The organism is Pseudomonas sp. DSV-1 (assembly GCF_035830915.1).
GTDB lineage: Bacteria > Pseudomonadota > Gammaproteobacteria > Pseudomonadales > Pseudomonadaceae > Aquipseudomonas.
Window position 1 is genome coordinate 2,961,650 of sequence record NZ_JAYMYG010000001.1, and the last position, 15,340, is coordinate 2,976,989.

Annotated in this window: 11 protein-coding genes; 4 read left to right on the forward strand and 7 right to left on the reverse strand. The window is 60.6% G+C overall.

Going from position 1 to position 15,340, the window contains the following annotated elements; genetic code table 11:
• Positions 1 to 205 precede the first annotated feature (205 nt).
• The 5 genes from VSQ83_RS13850 to VSQ83_RS13870 all read right to left on the reverse strand — a co-directional run bounded on the left by VSQ83_RS13850 (position 206) and on the right by VSQ83_RS13870 (position 7,543).
• Positions 206 to 1,963 (reverse strand): acyl-CoA dehydrogenase, encoded by a 1,758-nt coding sequence (locus VSQ83_RS13850; protein ID WP_326427039.1) that lies wholly within the window; start codon positions 1,961 to 1,963, stop codon positions 206 to 208.
• 9 nt (positions 1,964 to 1,972) lie between these two features.
• Positions 1,973 to 3,214, reverse strand: a complete 1,242-nt coding sequence (locus tag VSQ83_RS13855) for a thiolase family protein (RefSeq protein WP_326427040.1) — start codon at positions 3,212 to 3,214, stop codon at positions 1,973 to 1,975.
• Positions 3,211 to 5,094 carry a feruloyl-CoA synthase gene (locus VSQ83_RS13860; RefSeq protein ID WP_442800231.1) on the reverse strand — a complete coding sequence of 628 codons (1,884 nt, stop codon included), beginning with the start codon at positions 5,092 to 5,094 and terminating at the stop codon, positions 3,211 to 3,213. Before VSQ83_RS13860 ends, VSQ83_RS13855 begins: the two co-directional genes overlap by 4 nt.
• A 97-nt stretch (positions 5,095 to 5,191) precedes the next feature.
• Entirely contained in the window at positions 5,192 to 6,640 is a 1,449-nt protein-coding gene (locus tag VSQ83_RS13865; RefSeq protein WP_326427041.1) for an aldehyde dehydrogenase, read from the reverse strand.
• Between the two features lie 72 nt (positions 6,641 to 6,712).
• Complete coding sequence (locus VSQ83_RS13870) at positions 6,713 to 7,543, reverse strand: p-hydroxycinnamoyl CoA hydratase/lyase (protein WP_326427042.1); 831 nt, start codon at positions 7,541 to 7,543, stop codon at positions 6,713 to 6,715.
• Between the two features lie 201 nt (positions 7,544 to 7,744).
• On the opposite strand from VSQ83_RS13870, the gene VSQ83_RS13875 reads away from it, so the two are divergent.
• The gene (locus VSQ83_RS13875; RefSeq protein WP_019822411.1) at positions 7,745 to 8,233 is read left to right on the forward strand and encodes a MarR family winged helix-turn-helix transcriptional regulator; all 489 of its coding nucleotides are present in this window, start codon (positions 7,745 to 7,747) and stop codon (positions 8,231 to 8,233) included.
• A gap of 482 nt (positions 8,234 to 8,715) precedes the next feature.
• Here VSQ83_RS13875 and VSQ83_RS13880 read toward each other — a convergent pair whose 3' ends face one another.
• Positions 8,716 to 9,999, reverse strand: a complete 1,284-nt coding sequence (locus VSQ83_RS13880) for an OprD family porin (protein ID WP_326427043.1) — start codon at positions 9,997 to 9,999, stop codon at positions 8,716 to 8,718.
• Between the two features lie 298 nt (positions 10,000 to 10,297).
• Between VSQ83_RS13880 and mhpT the strand changes: the two genes are divergently transcribed.
• On the forward strand, positions 10,298 to 11,518 hold the full coding sequence (mhpT, locus tag VSQ83_RS13885; RefSeq protein WP_326427044.1) for a 3-(3-hydroxy-phenyl)propionate transporter MhpT: 1,221 nt from the start codon (positions 10,298 to 10,300) through the stop codon (positions 11,516 to 11,518).
• Between the two features lie 160 nt (positions 11,519 to 11,678).
• Positions 11,679 to 12,896: an MFS transporter gene (locus VSQ83_RS13890; protein ID WP_326427045.1), complete on the forward strand. Its 1,218-nt coding sequence runs from the start codon at positions 11,679 to 11,681 to the stop codon at positions 12,894 to 12,896.
• A gap of 378 nt (positions 12,897 to 13,274) precedes the next feature.
• On the opposite strand, the gene nikR is transcribed toward VSQ83_RS13890, so the two are convergent.
• Positions 13,275 to 13,673, reverse strand: coding sequence for a nickel-responsive transcriptional regulator NikR (gene nikR / locus VSQ83_RS13895; protein ID WP_133078529.1), 399 nt, complete (start codon positions 13,671 to 13,673; stop codon positions 13,275 to 13,277).
• A gap of 90 nt (positions 13,674 to 13,763) precedes the next feature.
• On the opposite strand from nikR, the gene nikA reads away from it, so the two are divergent.
• The gene (gene nikA, locus VSQ83_RS13900; protein ID WP_133078528.1) at positions 13,764 to 15,338 is read left to right on the forward strand and encodes a nickel ABC transporter substrate-binding protein; all 1,575 of its coding nucleotides are present in this window, start codon (positions 13,764 to 13,766) and stop codon (positions 15,336 to 15,338) included.
• Positions 15,339 to 15,340 lie beyond the last annotated feature (2 nt).

Here is a 15,340-nt window from a genome sequence, read left to right on the forward strand (position 1 = left end):
AACCCCTGCCCTCAGATCCTGAAACCGGCGCAGAGATATTAATTTTTTCCTTTAAATACAACACGTTGAATTATAAAGACCCTCTACACTTTAGCGTTCGATTATCGACCAATCTCGTAGCCAGAAATCCTGTCTGGCCACGAACCCAGTCTTAGTCACTTGAAAATCGATTTATTGGATCCACTGAAGCAGTGTTTTCCGGGTATCACTCGACAAACGCCAGGCTCGCCTGTGCGCCACGAATGGAGGCGATTCGGTAGTCGGCTTCTGGCAATACATAGGCAAAAAAGAACTGCGCAGTTTGTAGCTTGCCGGCGCGTACAGGGTCGCTGTCGGGCAGCAAACGGGACACCCGCGCCCCTCGTACCCAGGCAAACCCCAGCAGGGCCACCCCGCACAACCGCAAAAAGTCCCCGGCAACCCGATAGGGATACTCGACCTCCTCGCCAGCGCGCTCACGAACTGCGCCCACCACCGCTTCAAGCTTGTCGCACAGTCGCTCCAGCTCAGTGCCAAAACCGCCACACTCCGAGGCCTCCAGGGCCAGCGCGGACTCCTGGCGCATCACCGCCAGCAACTCGGCAAACGCCCGGCCGTCATCGCCCAGCACTTTGCGCAACAGCAAGTCATTGGCCTGGATCTCGTTGCTGCCCTCATAAATCATCGCGATCCGGCTGTCGCGCAGGGTTTGCTCGATCGCAAACTCGCTGACATAGCCGTAACCGCCGAACACCTGCAAAGCGTTGCTGGCCTGGCGAAACCCCTGGTCGGTGAAAAACGCCTTGATCACGGGCGTCAGCAGTTCTGCCAGTTGCAGGGCGCGCTGTCGCTCGGCCGGGCTCTCTTGGTGCTCAGCCTCATCGAGCAGATGCGCCACCCAATAGCCCACGGCCCGCATCCCCTCGGTGCAGGCGCGCAACTCCAGCAAGGTGCGGCGCATGGCCGGGTGAAAATGGATCGGGTCGGCGGCGTCGGCACTGACCCCGACAGGCCGCACCGGCGCACGCATCTGCTTGCGTTCCAGGGCATAGTCGCGAGCGTTCTGCCACGCCGCTTCGGCGTGTCCCAGCCCCTGCAGACCCACGTGCAGCCGCGCCGAGTTCATCATCACGAACATCGCCGCCAGACCGCGACTGGCCTCGCCAATCAGCCAGCCGTGTGCCTGCTCGAACACCAGCGAACAGGTTGCGCTGCCCTTGATCCCCATCTTGTGTTCGATACCGTCGCAACGCACGTTGTTGACCTGATGGTGGTCCAGCAGCTTGGGCACCAGAAACAGCGAAATGCCCCGGCTGCCAGCAGGCGCACCGGGCAGTCGTGCCAACACCAGATGCAGGATATTTGCGCTCAGGTCGTGTTCGCCGCCAGAGATAAACAGCTTGCTGCCGCTCACACGATAACTGCCGTCGTCTTGCGGTTCGGCACGACAGCGCAGCAGGCCGACGTCGCTGCCTGCCTGCGGCTCGGTCAGGCACATGGTGGGCAAGGCTTCACCGCTGACAATCTGCGGCAAATAACGCGCCTTGATCCACTGCGGGGCATGGGCCTTGAGGCACAGGTAGGCACCATGGGCGATGCCGGTGTACATGGCCCAGCCATGATTGCTGGCATAGAGCATTTCCTGCAGCGCCGCATCGAGCAGCTGCGGCAAGCCCTGCCCGCCGTAGGCCTCATCGCACGCCAGGGCTGACCACCCGCCTTCTGTGTAGGCGCGATACGCCTCGACAAATCCGGCGGGCGTCGTCACCCGGCCCGCGTCGAAACTACATCCCTGGCGGTCGCCACTGCTGTTGATCGGCGCAAGCACCTGGGCGCTGAACCGCCCGGCTTCTTCAAGCACCTGGCGGGCCAGCGCCAGATCGAGGTCCTGGAAGCGCTCTGTTTGCGCCCAGGCCCGTGGGGCCTCAAGCCAGTGTTCAATCACAAATTGCATGTCGCGCAGCGGCGCCTGGTATTGCCACATGGGAAAACCTCAAATCGTGGAAAAATGCGGATTCTCGATCAGTACCGCCATGCCCTGGCCACCCCCGACACACGCAGCGGCAATGCCATAACGCAGATTCTGCTCGCGCAGTTGCCGGGCCAGGGTCAGCACCAGGCGCAGGCCGGTGGCGGCCAGGGGATGCCCCAGGGCAATGGAGCCGCCACGGCAATTGAGTTTTTGCCGGTCCAGTTCCAGTGCCTGTGCCACCGCCAGAACCTGTGCGCCCTGCGCCTCGTTGATTTCAAACAGATCAATCGCGTCCAGCGCCAAACCGCTGCGTTTGAGCAACAACTGGATCGCAGGCACCGGGCCGATACCCATCCGTTGTGGCGCAACACCGACCACCGCCGTCGCCAGTAAATTGGCCAGGGCCGGCTGCCCCGCCGATGCACGGGCGACCAGCGCGGCAGCAGCGCCATCCACCACTGCGCAACTGTTACCCGCCGTCTGCACACCCCCCGGGTGAATGGCCCCCAGCCTGGCCAGGGCCGCGGCGTCGGTGGAACGCGGATGACTGTCGAGGCTGACCGACTCACATCGACGCGGCAGGCTGATACCCCGCGGCTGGTAGCCTTCCAGCTCAAACACTTCATTGCGCAGGGTGACGATTTCATCCCCCAGCCAGCCGCTGGCCTGGGCGTGAAGTGCCTGCTGGTGACTATTGAGGGCATAGCCGTCCACGGCCTCACGGCTCAGGCCGTACTCCGTGGCCAGGTTTTCCGCCGTGGCGATCATGTCCACGCCGGGAGCCGGGTCGTACAGTGCTTCCCAGAGAAAATCCTTGAACTCGACCGGCGCCCCCAGGCGGAATCCACCGCGATGGGTGTAGGCGGCAATCGGGTTGCGGGACATGGACTCCGTGCCCACGCACAGCGCCAGTTCCATGCCGTCATGCAACTGCCCGGCAGCCTGGCGCAACAGTTCAAACCCTGTGGCGCAAATACGCTGCACCGCCAGGGCAGGCACCTGTTGCGCCACACCGCTGTAGAGGCCGATATGACGCGGCAACATGTACGCATCGAAGCTGGCCTGGGCCATTGAACCCGCCAGTACCGAGTCCACTGCCCCCCCGTCCAGCCCGGCACGGGCCAGCACTTCACGGGCGACCTTGATCCCCATGTCGATCGGTGAAACCTGGGCCAATGCCCCGCCCAGGTCGACCCACGGGGTACGAACCACCTCAAGAATGGCGACATCGGTGAATGCCGAGTACTGCCCCCCAGGGCTCACGACGGCTTGCCAGCACGCAGGATCGAAGGCGCCTGCCCGCGATAAAGCGCTTCCACATGCGCCGCTCGCCATTGCAGCACTGCACGCTGATTGATCGAACCCTTGTCGGTGATTTCACCGCGATCGATCGACGCGGCCTCATCCTGCAGCGCGATCCATTCCAGGCGACTGGCATTGCCACTGGCCTGAAGATTGAGCCGCTGCAACCAGTCAGCAAACCACTGGCGCACCGGTTCACTGGCCAACACCTGCGCGTCGCTGGCGTCGGCAGGCAAGCCCGATAACTGTCGGCACTCGTACAGCCGGGCAAATACCAACGCACCAAGGCATTCGCGATCCGGCGCTGCGATCACCAGATCCTGAACATAGGGAGAACCTTCGAGTACGGCCCGGTTGCGCAGCGGCCCCACGCTGACAAACACCCCGGATGACAATTTGAAGTCCTCGGCCAGCCGCCCATCGAACATCAACCCCCATTGCGGGTTGCAAGGATCGGCCAGCTTGATGGCGTCACCGGAGCGGTAAAAGCCTTCATCGTCAAACGCCTCGGCACTCTGCTCGGGGGCGCGCCAGTAACCGGGCATGATGTGCGGGCCGCGAAAGCGCCCTTCCAGCTTGCCATCCACCGGTACCAGACGGACCTCACAGCCCGGCGCCGGCAGACCGATATAACCGGCCATCGACAACGGCCCGGTGGTGAAGGTGCATGAAGGCGAGGCTTCGGTCATGCCCAGCCCGGCCATCATCCGGATGCGTTCGCCACAGTGTTGCTCGGCAACCCGGTCGAGGCGGTCCCAGATACTTTGCGAAAGGCCCGCGGCGGCGAAAAAGAACAGTTTGATGCGGGCAAAAAAACGCTCGCGCAACTCGCTGTCGGTTTCCAGCGCCGTGACCAGTTCTTCCCAGCCTTTAGGCACGGTGAGGTAGGCAGTAGGCGAGATTTCCTTGAGGTTGCGCAGGGTTTCGGCAAAGCCCTGAGCCGTTGGTTTACCGCCATCCAGGTACAGCGTACCGCCGTTGTAGAGGACGATCCCGAGGTTATGACTGCCGCCAAACGTGTGGTTCCAGGGCAACCAGTCCACCAGCACCGGGGGTTCTTCGGCAAAAACCGGAAAGGTCTGTAACAGCATTTGTTGATTGGCACAAAGCATGCGCTGGGTGGTAATCACCGCTTTGGGCAGCTTGGTCGAGCCTGAAGTGAAGAGAAATTTGGCGATGCTGTCCGGGCCTGACGCCATGAACGCAGCCTGGGCCTCGGCGCCGCCCGGCTGCTCCAGCAAACTGGCAAAGCTCACCTGGGGCCGCCCCGCCATCTCGCCGCGTACCGCTACCAATGGCGTGTCTGAGGGCAATACCGCGTCCACGGCACGCTGATAAACCGCCGCGTCACTGACAAAGATCAGGCCCGGCTGCAACAGGTCGCAGACATGGCGCAACTTGGCAAAATCCTGGGACAGCAACGAATAGGCAGGGGAAACAGGGCAGTAAGGAATACCGGCATACATTGCCCCCAACGCCATCTGCAAATGCTCAATATCGTTGCCCGACAGGATCGCCAGCGGACGCTCTGCCCCCAGGCCATAGGCCAGCAGGCTTTGCGCAATGGCGCGAACGTCTTCCAGCATCTGGGCATAGCTGATGCGACGCCATTGGCCATCAGCGTCCCGTGCAGCGATAAAGGTGTGCCCGGGCCGGATCTGCGCCCAGTGCACCAGGCGATCAAGCAAACGTTCGGGCATCGGCTCCAGGGTTTCCAGGGAGCGCATGTGCAAGATGCCGCCGACCTCCAGCACTTCGACCGCCGGGTGACCGATGGCCACCTCGCGATAACGTGGCGTCGGTGTAGGGGACTTGGCCGGGGAATTGAATTCGAAACTCACGTCATGCTCCTCCATCAAGGCATGCGCTGCCCGTCCGACACTTAAGCGGCATGGCGCAGGCATGACTCCTTGTTATTGTTATGCCTTGTGCAGACGATCAGATCGGGTAGTGGCGCGGCCCGTTCTGCAAGGTGATCCAGCGCAACTGGGTGAATTGCTCGATCGACGCCTTGCCGCCAAAACTGCCGTAACCGCTGGACTTGACCCCACCAAAAGGCATTTGCGCTTCATCGTGGACCGTCGGGCCGTTGATATGGCAAATGCCCGATTCGACCCGCTGGGCCAGTGCCAGGGCACGCCCGGTGTCCCGGCTGAAAATAGCCGCCGACAACCCGAACTCCGAATCGTTGGCCAGGCTCAGCAAGGCCTCATCGCCGTCCCCGCGCAGCAGCACGGCAACCGGGCCAAAGGACTCTTCGCGGTACAGGCGCATGCTCGGGGTCACGCCATCGAGCAACGCCGGTTGCATGATGCTGCCCTCGACCTGACCACCCACCACCAGCCTCGCGCCTTTGCCGACCGCATCGTCGATCAGTGCCTTGATCCGCACACCGGCGCTGGCATCCACCAGCGAGCCGAGTACCGAGTCGTCCGCCTGGGGATGACCGGCGCGCAAGGTGGCAACCTTGGTTGCCAGCTTGTCGATAAAGGCATCAGCCACCTTGTTGTCCACGATCAGCCGCTCGGTGGACATGCAGATCTGGCCCTGATTGAAGTAAGCGCCAAAGGCTGCGGCGTCGACTGCGGCGTCAAGGTCAGCGTCGTCCAGCACCAGAAACGGCGCCTTGCCCCCCAGCTCCAGAAGGGCCGGCTTGAGGTGACGGGCTGCCAGTTCGGCAACAATGCGCCCCACGTGGGTTGAGCCGGTAAAGTTGACCCGGCGCACCGCCGGATTGGCGATCAGTCGCTCTACAATCGCCGGTGCATCTGCCGGAACATTGCTGATGACGTTGACCACGCCATCGCCCAGTCCCGCATCCTGCAACACCTGGCCAATCAGCCGGTGAACGGCCGGGCTCAGCTCGGAAGCCTTGAGCACCACGGTGTTGCCGCACGCCAGCGGCATGGCCAGCGCACGGGTGGCAAGAATCACCGGGGCATTCCAGGGCGCGATGCCCAGGATCACGCCACAGGGTTGACGCAAGGCCATCGCAAAACTGCCGGGCACATCGGAAGGGATCACTTCGCCGTTGATCTGGGTGGTCATGGAGGCGGCCTCACGAAGCATGCCGGCCGCCAGCTTGACGTTGAACCCATACCAGTTGGCCATGGCCCCGGTTTCACCCGCCGCCTCGATAAACTCGCTCGCCCGTGCCTGCATCAACTCGGCAGCAGCGAGCAGCCGCGTACGTCGTTCATTGGGCGCCAGCGCAGCCCAGGCAGGGAAAGCAGCCTGAGCCGCGGCAACTGCGGCATCGGCATCTTCCAGGGTGGCGGCGGCCACGCGTGACACCACCTCACCCGTCACCGGGTTGCAGCGCTCGAACGTTCGGCCATCACGGGCCGGGCACGACTTTCCGCCGATGAGCAGGGGCACGTCCAACATGGTGATTCCTCTTTATTGTCGTTATCGGGAATTCATTTACAGGGTGCGACCGGCGCACCCTGAACAGCGAGATTAGCGCTTGTAGGCTTGCAGGCCTGGCTTGATGCTCTTTTCATCGAGGAATTGCTTCATGCCCTGCTCACGCCCGCCTTCGGTGTCCAGCAGTCGCGACTGATCGAGCTTGGCGTACAGGTAATCTTCGTTCTGCTCCCAGGTCAGTTCGCGGCAGCGCTTGAAGCCATGCTTGGCCGCACGCAGAACAACCGGGTTTTTCTCCAGCAGGTTGCGTGCCAGTTCAATGGTGACTTCACGCAGCTGCGCCAGCGGCACGCTCTCATTGACCAGGCCCATCTCGGCGGCTTTACGCCCGTCGAAGGTCTTGCCGGTCATGATGTAGTACAGCGACTGGCGGTGGCCTACGGTGTCTGCCATTGCCTTGCTGACCAGGTTGCCCGGTGGAATGCCCCAGTTGATTTCCGACAGGCCAAACGTTGCCTCGTCGGCGCAGATGGCCAGGTCGCACGCCACCAGCGGGCTGAAACCGCCACCAAAGCACCAGCCATTGACCATGGCAATCGTTGGCTTGGCGTACATGCGCAGCAACTTCCATTGCCACTGCGACGCTTCACGGCGGATTTTCTCCTGAAGAATCTCGGGACCGGCGTCCACTTCGCGAAAGTACTCTTTCAAGTCCATGCCCGCCGTCCAGGCATCGCCCGCACCGGTCAACACCAACACGCCTGCCTGCGGGTCCTGCTCGAGGGTTTCCAGCACGTCGATCATTTCACGGTTCAGGGTCGGGCTCATGGCATTGCGTTTTTCCGGACGATTGAGAATCACCCAGGCGATGCTGTCTTCGATTTCGACTTTGACGGTTTTCCAGCGGCCTTCGTATTGGCTCATAGCGATTGCTCTCTTGTTGTTCGCTTGAAGATGAGTAAAAACTAACCGGCAAAATTAGTTATGTCAATTAACCATTAATTAAATTAACCAAATTTTTTGGCGGAAACCGCACGTAAAATAACGCAGCGGTGGCTATCAACCTTCAACCGCGGCAAACTAGATAGGTTTATTAACTTCATTCGAGCAAGGATCCCTCTATTTATGGCCAAGTCAGCCACCCCTGTCGTCGCCCAAGAGGCCCTGCCTGAAAGCCCGGACGTACAGGCCCCCCTGGACACCGCGCTGGACGAACTGATCGGCTATGCCATGCGTCGCGCCCAGTTAAAGCTGTTCCAGAACCTGATCAGCCGACTGTCGGCCCATGACCTGCGCCCGGCGCAGTTTTCGGCAATGGCGATCATTGACCAGCATCCCGGCCTTATGCAGGCAGACCTGGCCCGCGCGCTGGCGATTGAGCCCCCGCAAGTGGTGCCATTGCTGAACAAACTGGAGAGTCGGGCGTTGGCGGTACGGGTTCGTTGCAAACCCGACAAGCGCTCCTACGGCATCTTCCTGAGCAAGACCGGAGAAGCCCTGCTCAAAGAGCTCAAGGCCATCGCTGCCCAAAGCGACATCGACGCGACCTCGGCGCTGGATAGCGCCGAGCGTGAAGAACTGCTGCGCCTGCTGAAAAAGGTGTATCAGGAGTAACCTGGCGCTGTAGCCACTGCGTAGCCGAACGCAGCCTCGCATGGCTCGTCAGCGACTACAGATTCGCCACCATCTCCGTGTTGTAGTCGCTGACGAGCCATGCGAGGCTGCGATCGAGCGCGCAGCGGTCGCAAAACCGCAACACGCGCAATGCCGGATTAACCGTGCAAGCCGGTTTCACGACTGCTTCGCAGCCGGACGCAGCCTCGCACGGCTCGTCAGCGACTACAGATTCGCCACCATCTCCGTGTTGTAGTCGCTGACGAGTAGTACGAGGCTGCGATCAAGCGCGCAGCGGTCGCAAAACCGCAACACGCGCAATGCCTGATTAACCGTGCAAGCCGGTTTCACGACTGCTTCGCAGCCGGACGCAGCCCCGCATGGCTCGTCAGCGACTACAGATTCACCACCATTTCCGTGTTGTAGTCGCTGACGAGTAGTACGAGGCTGCGATCGAGCGCGCAGCGGTCGCAAAACCGCCCCTACCAGATCGGCAAGGTATAGATGGCCAGAAAGCGGGTCTGGTTTTCATCGCGAAAGGCCGCACCTGTCGGGAAGTCGTTTCGGTAAATAGACTTCCTCGCCAAAAGACCCAGGTTTTTCAGCGGCCCGCTCTGGATCACGTACCCCAGCTCCATCTGAAACTCGCGCTCCTTGCGATCATCCGCATTCAAGGACGCCAGTTCGATATTGTCACCGCGCACATAACGCAACCGCCCTTTCAATCCCACCACCCCCACCGCCGTGAAGTCGTAGTCGTAAATGGCCTGCCAGGTGCGCTCCTTGGCATTGAGAAAGTCCGAACTCATGGTCATTTCGCTCATGCCCATCAACTCTGTACCCGAGATGTAAGGCGTCGCCGTATCACCGCTGGAATGCATGTAGCCCACACTTAAACGATGCCCACCCAGCCGATAACCCAACAGCGCCGATGCGTTGATGTTGTCGACCTTGCCTGCTTTGGCACTGCCCGCCTCATCACTGAAAAAACTGCGCAGGTCGGTGGTCAGCACGCCGTCACCCAGGGGCAGGTCGTGCAGCAATGCCAGGGTGCTTTGCTTGTACAAATCCGCCACCTCGACATGGTAGGCGCGCACGCTCAGGTTCTTGTTGACCTGATAATCACCACCGCCGTAAGCCAGGTGCGAGGTTTCAGCCGAGCCCTTGAATCGGCCATTGGGAGACGCGATGGTCATGGCCTGGTAGTTGGTGGAGTCACGTTTGTTGATCGCGTCGATATAACCGGTGTTGAAGGTCAGGCCGTCAATTTCTTTGGAGCTGACGGTGGTCCCGCGAAAGGTCTGGGGCAACAGCCGCGACGGGCTGGCAAAGGCAAACGGCAGAAAAATCGACACATCACCGGTCTTGAGCGTGGTCTGGCTAAAACGCAGCTTGCCGGTGAAGGCCAGTCGCGAGTACTCATCCGCAGCCTGTTTGTCACTATTGACCGGCAGCAGTTCGGTGCCGCTGCGGTCAGGCGAAGAGTCCAGCTTGACCCCCAGCAGACCACGCACATCCAGCCCGAAACCGACCGTACCTTCGGTAAAGCCCGACTCCATGTTGGCAATGAAGCCCTGGGCCCATTCCCGCGCTGCGGTCTTGGCGCCACCGTCCTTGTAATCACGGTCCATGTAGTAGTTGCGCAAGGTCAGGATGCCGTGACTGTCTTCGATAAATCCCTGGGCCCAAACCGGGGTGCTGAACAGGCACAGGGCAATGCACGAAAGCGGGAACAAGCGCAGGGCGCCTTGGTTGAGCGTATGCATATTGAATGTCCATTTATTGTTGTTTTTGACAGAACCAGAACGCTCTCTTGGCGTTTCCTGAGCCAGAGAATGGAAACAAGTCAAAGCAACGTCAATCATAAATGACCGATAATCGAACATTATGTTTCTTATCTAGTTTTGATATTCACTGGCAGATACTGGCTAAAAGCCCGTCTTAAACACCTTAAATCTCATTTTGAAGCCAATAACAATCTCAGCTTCTTTTTTTAGTTATCTTTGTTAATCTTTATTTGGCTCGCAGAAAGCCCCCCTACAAAAACAATAACGAGGTTCGTCCATGAACACTCCACAGCATCGTTCGACGCTGACAATCGCTTTGTGCTTTATCGTTGCGCTTATCGAAGGGTTTGACCTGCAAGCCGCTGGCACTGCCGCCGCCGGCCTGCGTCAAACCTTTGCCCTGGACCCGAAAATGATGGGCTGGGTGTTCAGTGCCGGGATCATCGGCCTGCTGCCCGGTGCATTCTTCGGCGGCTGGATTGCCGATCGAATCGGCCGTAAAAAGATCCTCATCGGCGCGGTCATCCTGTTTGGCGTCTTCTCCCTGTTGACCGCCTATGTAGACAGCTACTCCCACTTGCTGCTGGTGCGATTCATGACGGGTCTTGGCCTGGGCGCTGCCCTGCCCAACCTGATCGCCCTGTGTGCCGAAGCGGTAGACGAACGCCGTCGTGGCACAGCGATCAGCATCATGTATTGCGGCGTGCCACTGGGCGGCGCATTGGCAGCGGTAGTGGCGATGTTCTCCCATGACCACTGGCAAACCACCTTTATCATCGGCGGGCTGGCCCCGTTGCTGGTGGTGCCCCTGATGATCATCCTGCTGCCCGAATCCCGGGTTTTCCGACAGGACGTCAGCCAGACCTTGCGTGTGTCCACGGGCCAGGCACTGTTTGGTGAAGGTCGTGGCCGTTCGACCCTGGCGTTGTGGCTCAGTTACTTCTTTACCCTGACCGTGATGTACATGCTGCTGAACTGGCTGCCCACGCTGCTGCTCGCCCAGGGCTTTACCAAACCGCAAGCGGGCATGGTGCAAATGCTGTTCAACATAGGCGGTGCTTTGGGCTCCTTGCTCGGTGGCCTGCTGCTGGACCGCTGCAACCCGATCAAGGTGGTTCTGGGCGTCTATGCCGGGCTACTGGCATCACTGGCCGGGATCGGCTTTTCGGTAGGGATTGTGCCCGTGGCCACCGCAGGCTTTGCCGTGGGCCTGTTTGTCATGGCGGCGCAGCTGGTGCTGTATGCAATGGCTCCGCCACTGTACCCGACCGCCGTACGGGCAACCGGCGTCGGCGCTGCGGTCGCTATCGGGCGCCTGGGTTCGGTTGCAGGTCCCTTGGCCGCAGGTCAGATCCTCGCCGCCGGGGCCGGAACGACCGGGGTGCTGCTGGCGACTTCACCGGGACTGGTCATTGCGGCATTGGCGGTCATCACGGTGATTACCCGCGCCCATCAAAGTGCGAGCCTGAAACCGGGATTTGTGGCCGCTGACCAGTAACCCAAGGCTGCGCTCTGTGGCTTGAAGCGTCTCGACAGCGTGTTTGTTTAGGTTCTGCCGATCTCAGGATTCAAAGGTTTGAATCCTGAGATCAGGGGTTGTCTGTTATTAACGTTCGATGTGCCGCACAACAACACTCGAACTTCAGGGACGACCCGCAATGCCATCCACTCCCCCCCAGCAGGCCAAGGGCGTCTTCGGGCTCTTCTGCCTCGCCAGTTACCTGCTGTCGTTGTCTTATGGCACCACTTTTTTACTGGCCATGATGCTCAGCGCCCACGGCGGCAGTGAGTCGCAGGCTGGCACGATCATCTCGGTCGCCATGCTCAGTACCTTCCTGGCAGTGATTTTTTCCGGCCACCTGACCGACCTGTTCGGCGCTCCCAGGGCCATAGCCTGTGGCTCCCTGCTGCTGGCCGCCGCCTGCCTGGGTTTCGCTACCTTGCCCGATCATGGCACCGCGGTGCTGATCTTTGGCTTGCTGCTGGGGTTGGGCTGGGGAGTGTTTTACACCCTGGGGCCGATCGTCGTGGCCATGCTCATCGAGCCCGCGCAACGGGTGAAACACTTCGCCTTGCTCTCGGGCAGCATGATGACCGGCATCGGCACGGGCCCCTTGCTCGGTCGTGCAGCCCAGGCACTGGGTTACCCGGTGGAATCGGCGTTCCTGGTGGCGGCCGTTGCCAGCCTGCTGGGTGGCCTGATGTTTGTGGTCATCGGCCCAGGAATCAAGCGCCAGCACAGCACACCCGGCTCCGTCGCCCCCTGCAAAATCACGCCGCAGGCTGCTGCGCTGGTGCTGCGCTCCAAGGCCGTGTTCGCGATCATGATGGTTGGCCTGGGCGGCGCCATCTTCGGAGGGTTGTCCAGCTTTCAAACCTCTTACGCGACACTCAACCAGCTGGACTATTCACTCTTCTTCCTGGGCTTCATGGGTGCCGCAATCACCTGTCGCCTGCTGATTGCGGGGTTGATTGTCAGGCGTGACCCCTATGTCATGTCCTGCTTGCTGACGGCCTTGATGGTGGTTTCGGTGTTGATGCTGATGTTCTTTGTCAGCTCCGGGTTCATCTATTTATTGGCAGCCATTGTGCTTGGGGTCGGCTACGGCCTGACGTACTCGGTAATCAACGGCCTGGCTGCCAACGAAGCACCTGCCGGGCTGACGCCACAGTCGCTGGTGCTGTTCAGCCTGGCGTATTTTGTCGGGGTATTTGGTTTCCCCTGGCTGGGCGGGCAGATCATCGTTAACTACGGGATGCACACCCTGCTCTGGATAATCCTGGGGATTGCCTTGTGCAACTGGTCCATTACCCTGGGCCGACTGGTGTGGCGACACCTGCAACGCGTTGTATCGGGCCCTCTACGTAGCAGTTGACGAGTAGAACGAGGCTACGTTCGAGCGTGAAGCAGTCGCTAAACCGGTACACGCGCAGTGCCTGATTAATCGTGCAAGCTGATTTCACGACTGCTACGTCGCAGTGGTGCACCAAGACGATCGCAGCCTCGCACGGCTCGTCAGCGACTACAGATTCGCCACCTACCCTTGTAGTCGCTGACGAGTAGAACGAGGCTGCGATCGAGCGCGAAGCGGTCGCAAAACCGGTAAACGCGGTATCCCTGATTCACCGAGGAAGCTGACTTTACGACTGCTACGTCGCAGTGGCGCACCAAGACGATCGCAGCCTCGCACGGCTCGTCAGCGACTACAGGTCGTGCGCAAGCCGCCACATAGTGCTTTTGGTACCCGGCCCGCCTAGCCCAACGGAATAATCTGCGCACTGCCATGCCGAACCCCACGCTCGGCCATCACATGACGCGTCAGCTCCGCCACCTCCCCCACCGTGCCCTTGAGCACCGAGACTTCCATGCACTTGCCCTGATCCAGGTGCACATGCAACGTCGACAGCGTCAGGTCATGGTGCTCATGAAAGGCCGTATTCAGACGCTTGGACAACTCACGCGTAGCGTGGTCATACACGTAGCTCAAGGTCGCGACACAGGCACTTTGAGGGTCACCCTGCTCCGGTTCCAGCAACCCGGCACGCAATAAATCACGTATGGCCTCGGAGCGCCCCTGATAGCCGTGGGTGCCCACACGCGCATCAATGGCAGCCAACAAATCATCGTCCAGCGAAATAGTGACCCTCTGCATCCAATCAGCCTCGCAGTTATGAACTTTTGACATAGACTTCATACCCAGCATCTGATCAGGCCAATAGCCATCAATTGAGGGAGAAGCAGTGTGAAGCAGTCACGGACTAAAAAACAGCTGGCTTTATGGATGATTGGAGCCTGCCTGAGCGCAGGCATCTCGACTGCCTGGGCTGCCGCCCCGGCCCCCACGCTGACCTATTCATGGCCGACCAATGCTGGTCCGCTGGACCCCCGAGGCTATTCGCCCAACCAGATGTATGCCCAGGCAATGGTCTATGAACCTCTGGTGCGGTACACGGCACAGGGCACCCTGGAACCCTGGCTCGCAACTCACTGGACCGTGTCGCCGGACGGCAAGACCTACACCTTCACCCTGCGCGACAACGTAACCTTCAGTGATGGCAGCCCCTTCAACGCGAGTGCCGCCAAAACCAACCTTGATGCGGTGCTGGCCAACAGCAAGCGCCACCAGTGGATGGAGCTGGTCTCCACCCTTGAGCGCGTCGAAGCGCCGGACGAGCACACGCTGGTGCTGGTGCTCAAACACCCTTATTACCCGACCCTGATGGAGCTGGCACAAGTGCGCCCGCTGCGGTTTGGCGCACCCGACGCCAAGCCGGGCACGCCGGTGGGCACCGGGCCCTGGGTGCTCGCCCAGACCCGGCGTGGCGAATACGACCGCTTCGACCGTAACGAGCACTACTGGGGGCCAAAACCGGCCTATGACTCGGTCATGGTCAAGGTCATCTCCGACCCCGACAGCCGCGCCATCGCCCTGCAAACGGGAGAAATCGATCTGATCCAGGGCGCCGACGGCGAAATTTCGCCGGGCACTTTCGTACGCCTGCGCGATTCAGGCTTCAAAGCCGCCATTTCCGCACCACTGGCCACTCGCACCGTGGCAATGAACACTGGCCTGGCACCCACCAATGAACTGGCGGTGCGCCAGGCAATCAATCAGGCCGTTGACAAGGACACCATCATCGCCAAGGTGCTGCATGGCCAGGAACCCCGTGCCGATGCGCTGTTCGCCAGTAACATGCCGTACGCCGATCTTGGCCTCAAGGCTTTGCCCCATGACCCCGAGCAGGCGAAAAAAACCCTTGAGGCGGCTGGCTGGAAAGTCCCTGCGGGTAAACGCATTCGCGAGAAAGACGGCAAGCCACTGAGCACCGACCTGGTGTTTCTGGGCCCCAGCGCCCTGCAAAAAAATCTCGCTGAAATCATTCAGGGGGAGTTGGCCAAGGTCGGTATCGAGGTCAAGTTGCGCGCCGAAGAAGACGGCGCCCTGGTCCAGCGCCAGCGTGAAGGCAAGTTCGGCATGATTTTCGCCGACACCTGGGGCGCGCCCTATGACCCCCACTCATTTGTCAGCTCCATGCGCTACGCAGGCCACGCGGATTACATGGCCCAACGCGGCCTGCCGATGAAGGACGCCATCGACCATAAAATCGCCGAAGTCCTGGGCGAAACGGATGAAAGCAAGCGCGCCGAGGATTACCGCGAAATCCTCACCACCCTGCACGATCAGGCGGTGTACCTGCCGATCTCACACCTTACGGCCATCAGTGTCAGCGGCAACAACGTCGACAACGTGCAATTCGGCAGCACGCTGTTTGACGTGCCGTTCGAGGTCATGCACCCAACCACAGGGAAGCCATAACC

Coding starts and splice junctions, on each gene's coding strand:
- VSQ83_RS13850 (WP_326427039.1), bottom strand. CDS start 1,963: ATGTGGCAATACCAGGCGCCGCTGCGCGACATGCAATTTGTGATTGAA.
- VSQ83_RS13865 (WP_326427041.1), bottom strand. CDS start 6,640: ATGTTGGACGTGCCCCTGCTCATCGGCGGAAAGTCGTGCCCGGCCCGT.
- VSQ83_RS13870 (WP_326427042.1), bottom strand. CDS start 7,543: ATGAGCCAATACGAAGGCCGCTGGAAAACCGTCAAAGTCGAAATCGAA.
- VSQ83_RS13875 (WP_019822411.1), top strand. CDS start 7,745: ATGGCCAAGTCAGCCACCCCTGTCGTCGCCCAAGAGGCCCTGCCTGAA.
- VSQ83_RS13880 (WP_326427043.1), bottom strand. CDS start 9,999: ATGCATACGCTCAACCAAGGCGCCCTGCGCTTGTTCCCGCTTTCGTGC.
- mhpT (WP_326427044.1), top strand. CDS start 10,298: ATGAACACTCCACAGCATCGTTCGACGCTGACAATCGCTTTGTGCTTT.
- VSQ83_RS13890 (WP_326427045.1), top strand. CDS start 11,679: ATGCCATCCACTCCCCCCCAGCAGGCCAAGGGCGTCTTCGGGCTCTTC.
- nikR (WP_133078529.1), bottom strand. CDS start 13,673: ATGCAGAGGGTCACTATTTCGCTGGACGATGATTTGTTGGCTGCCATT.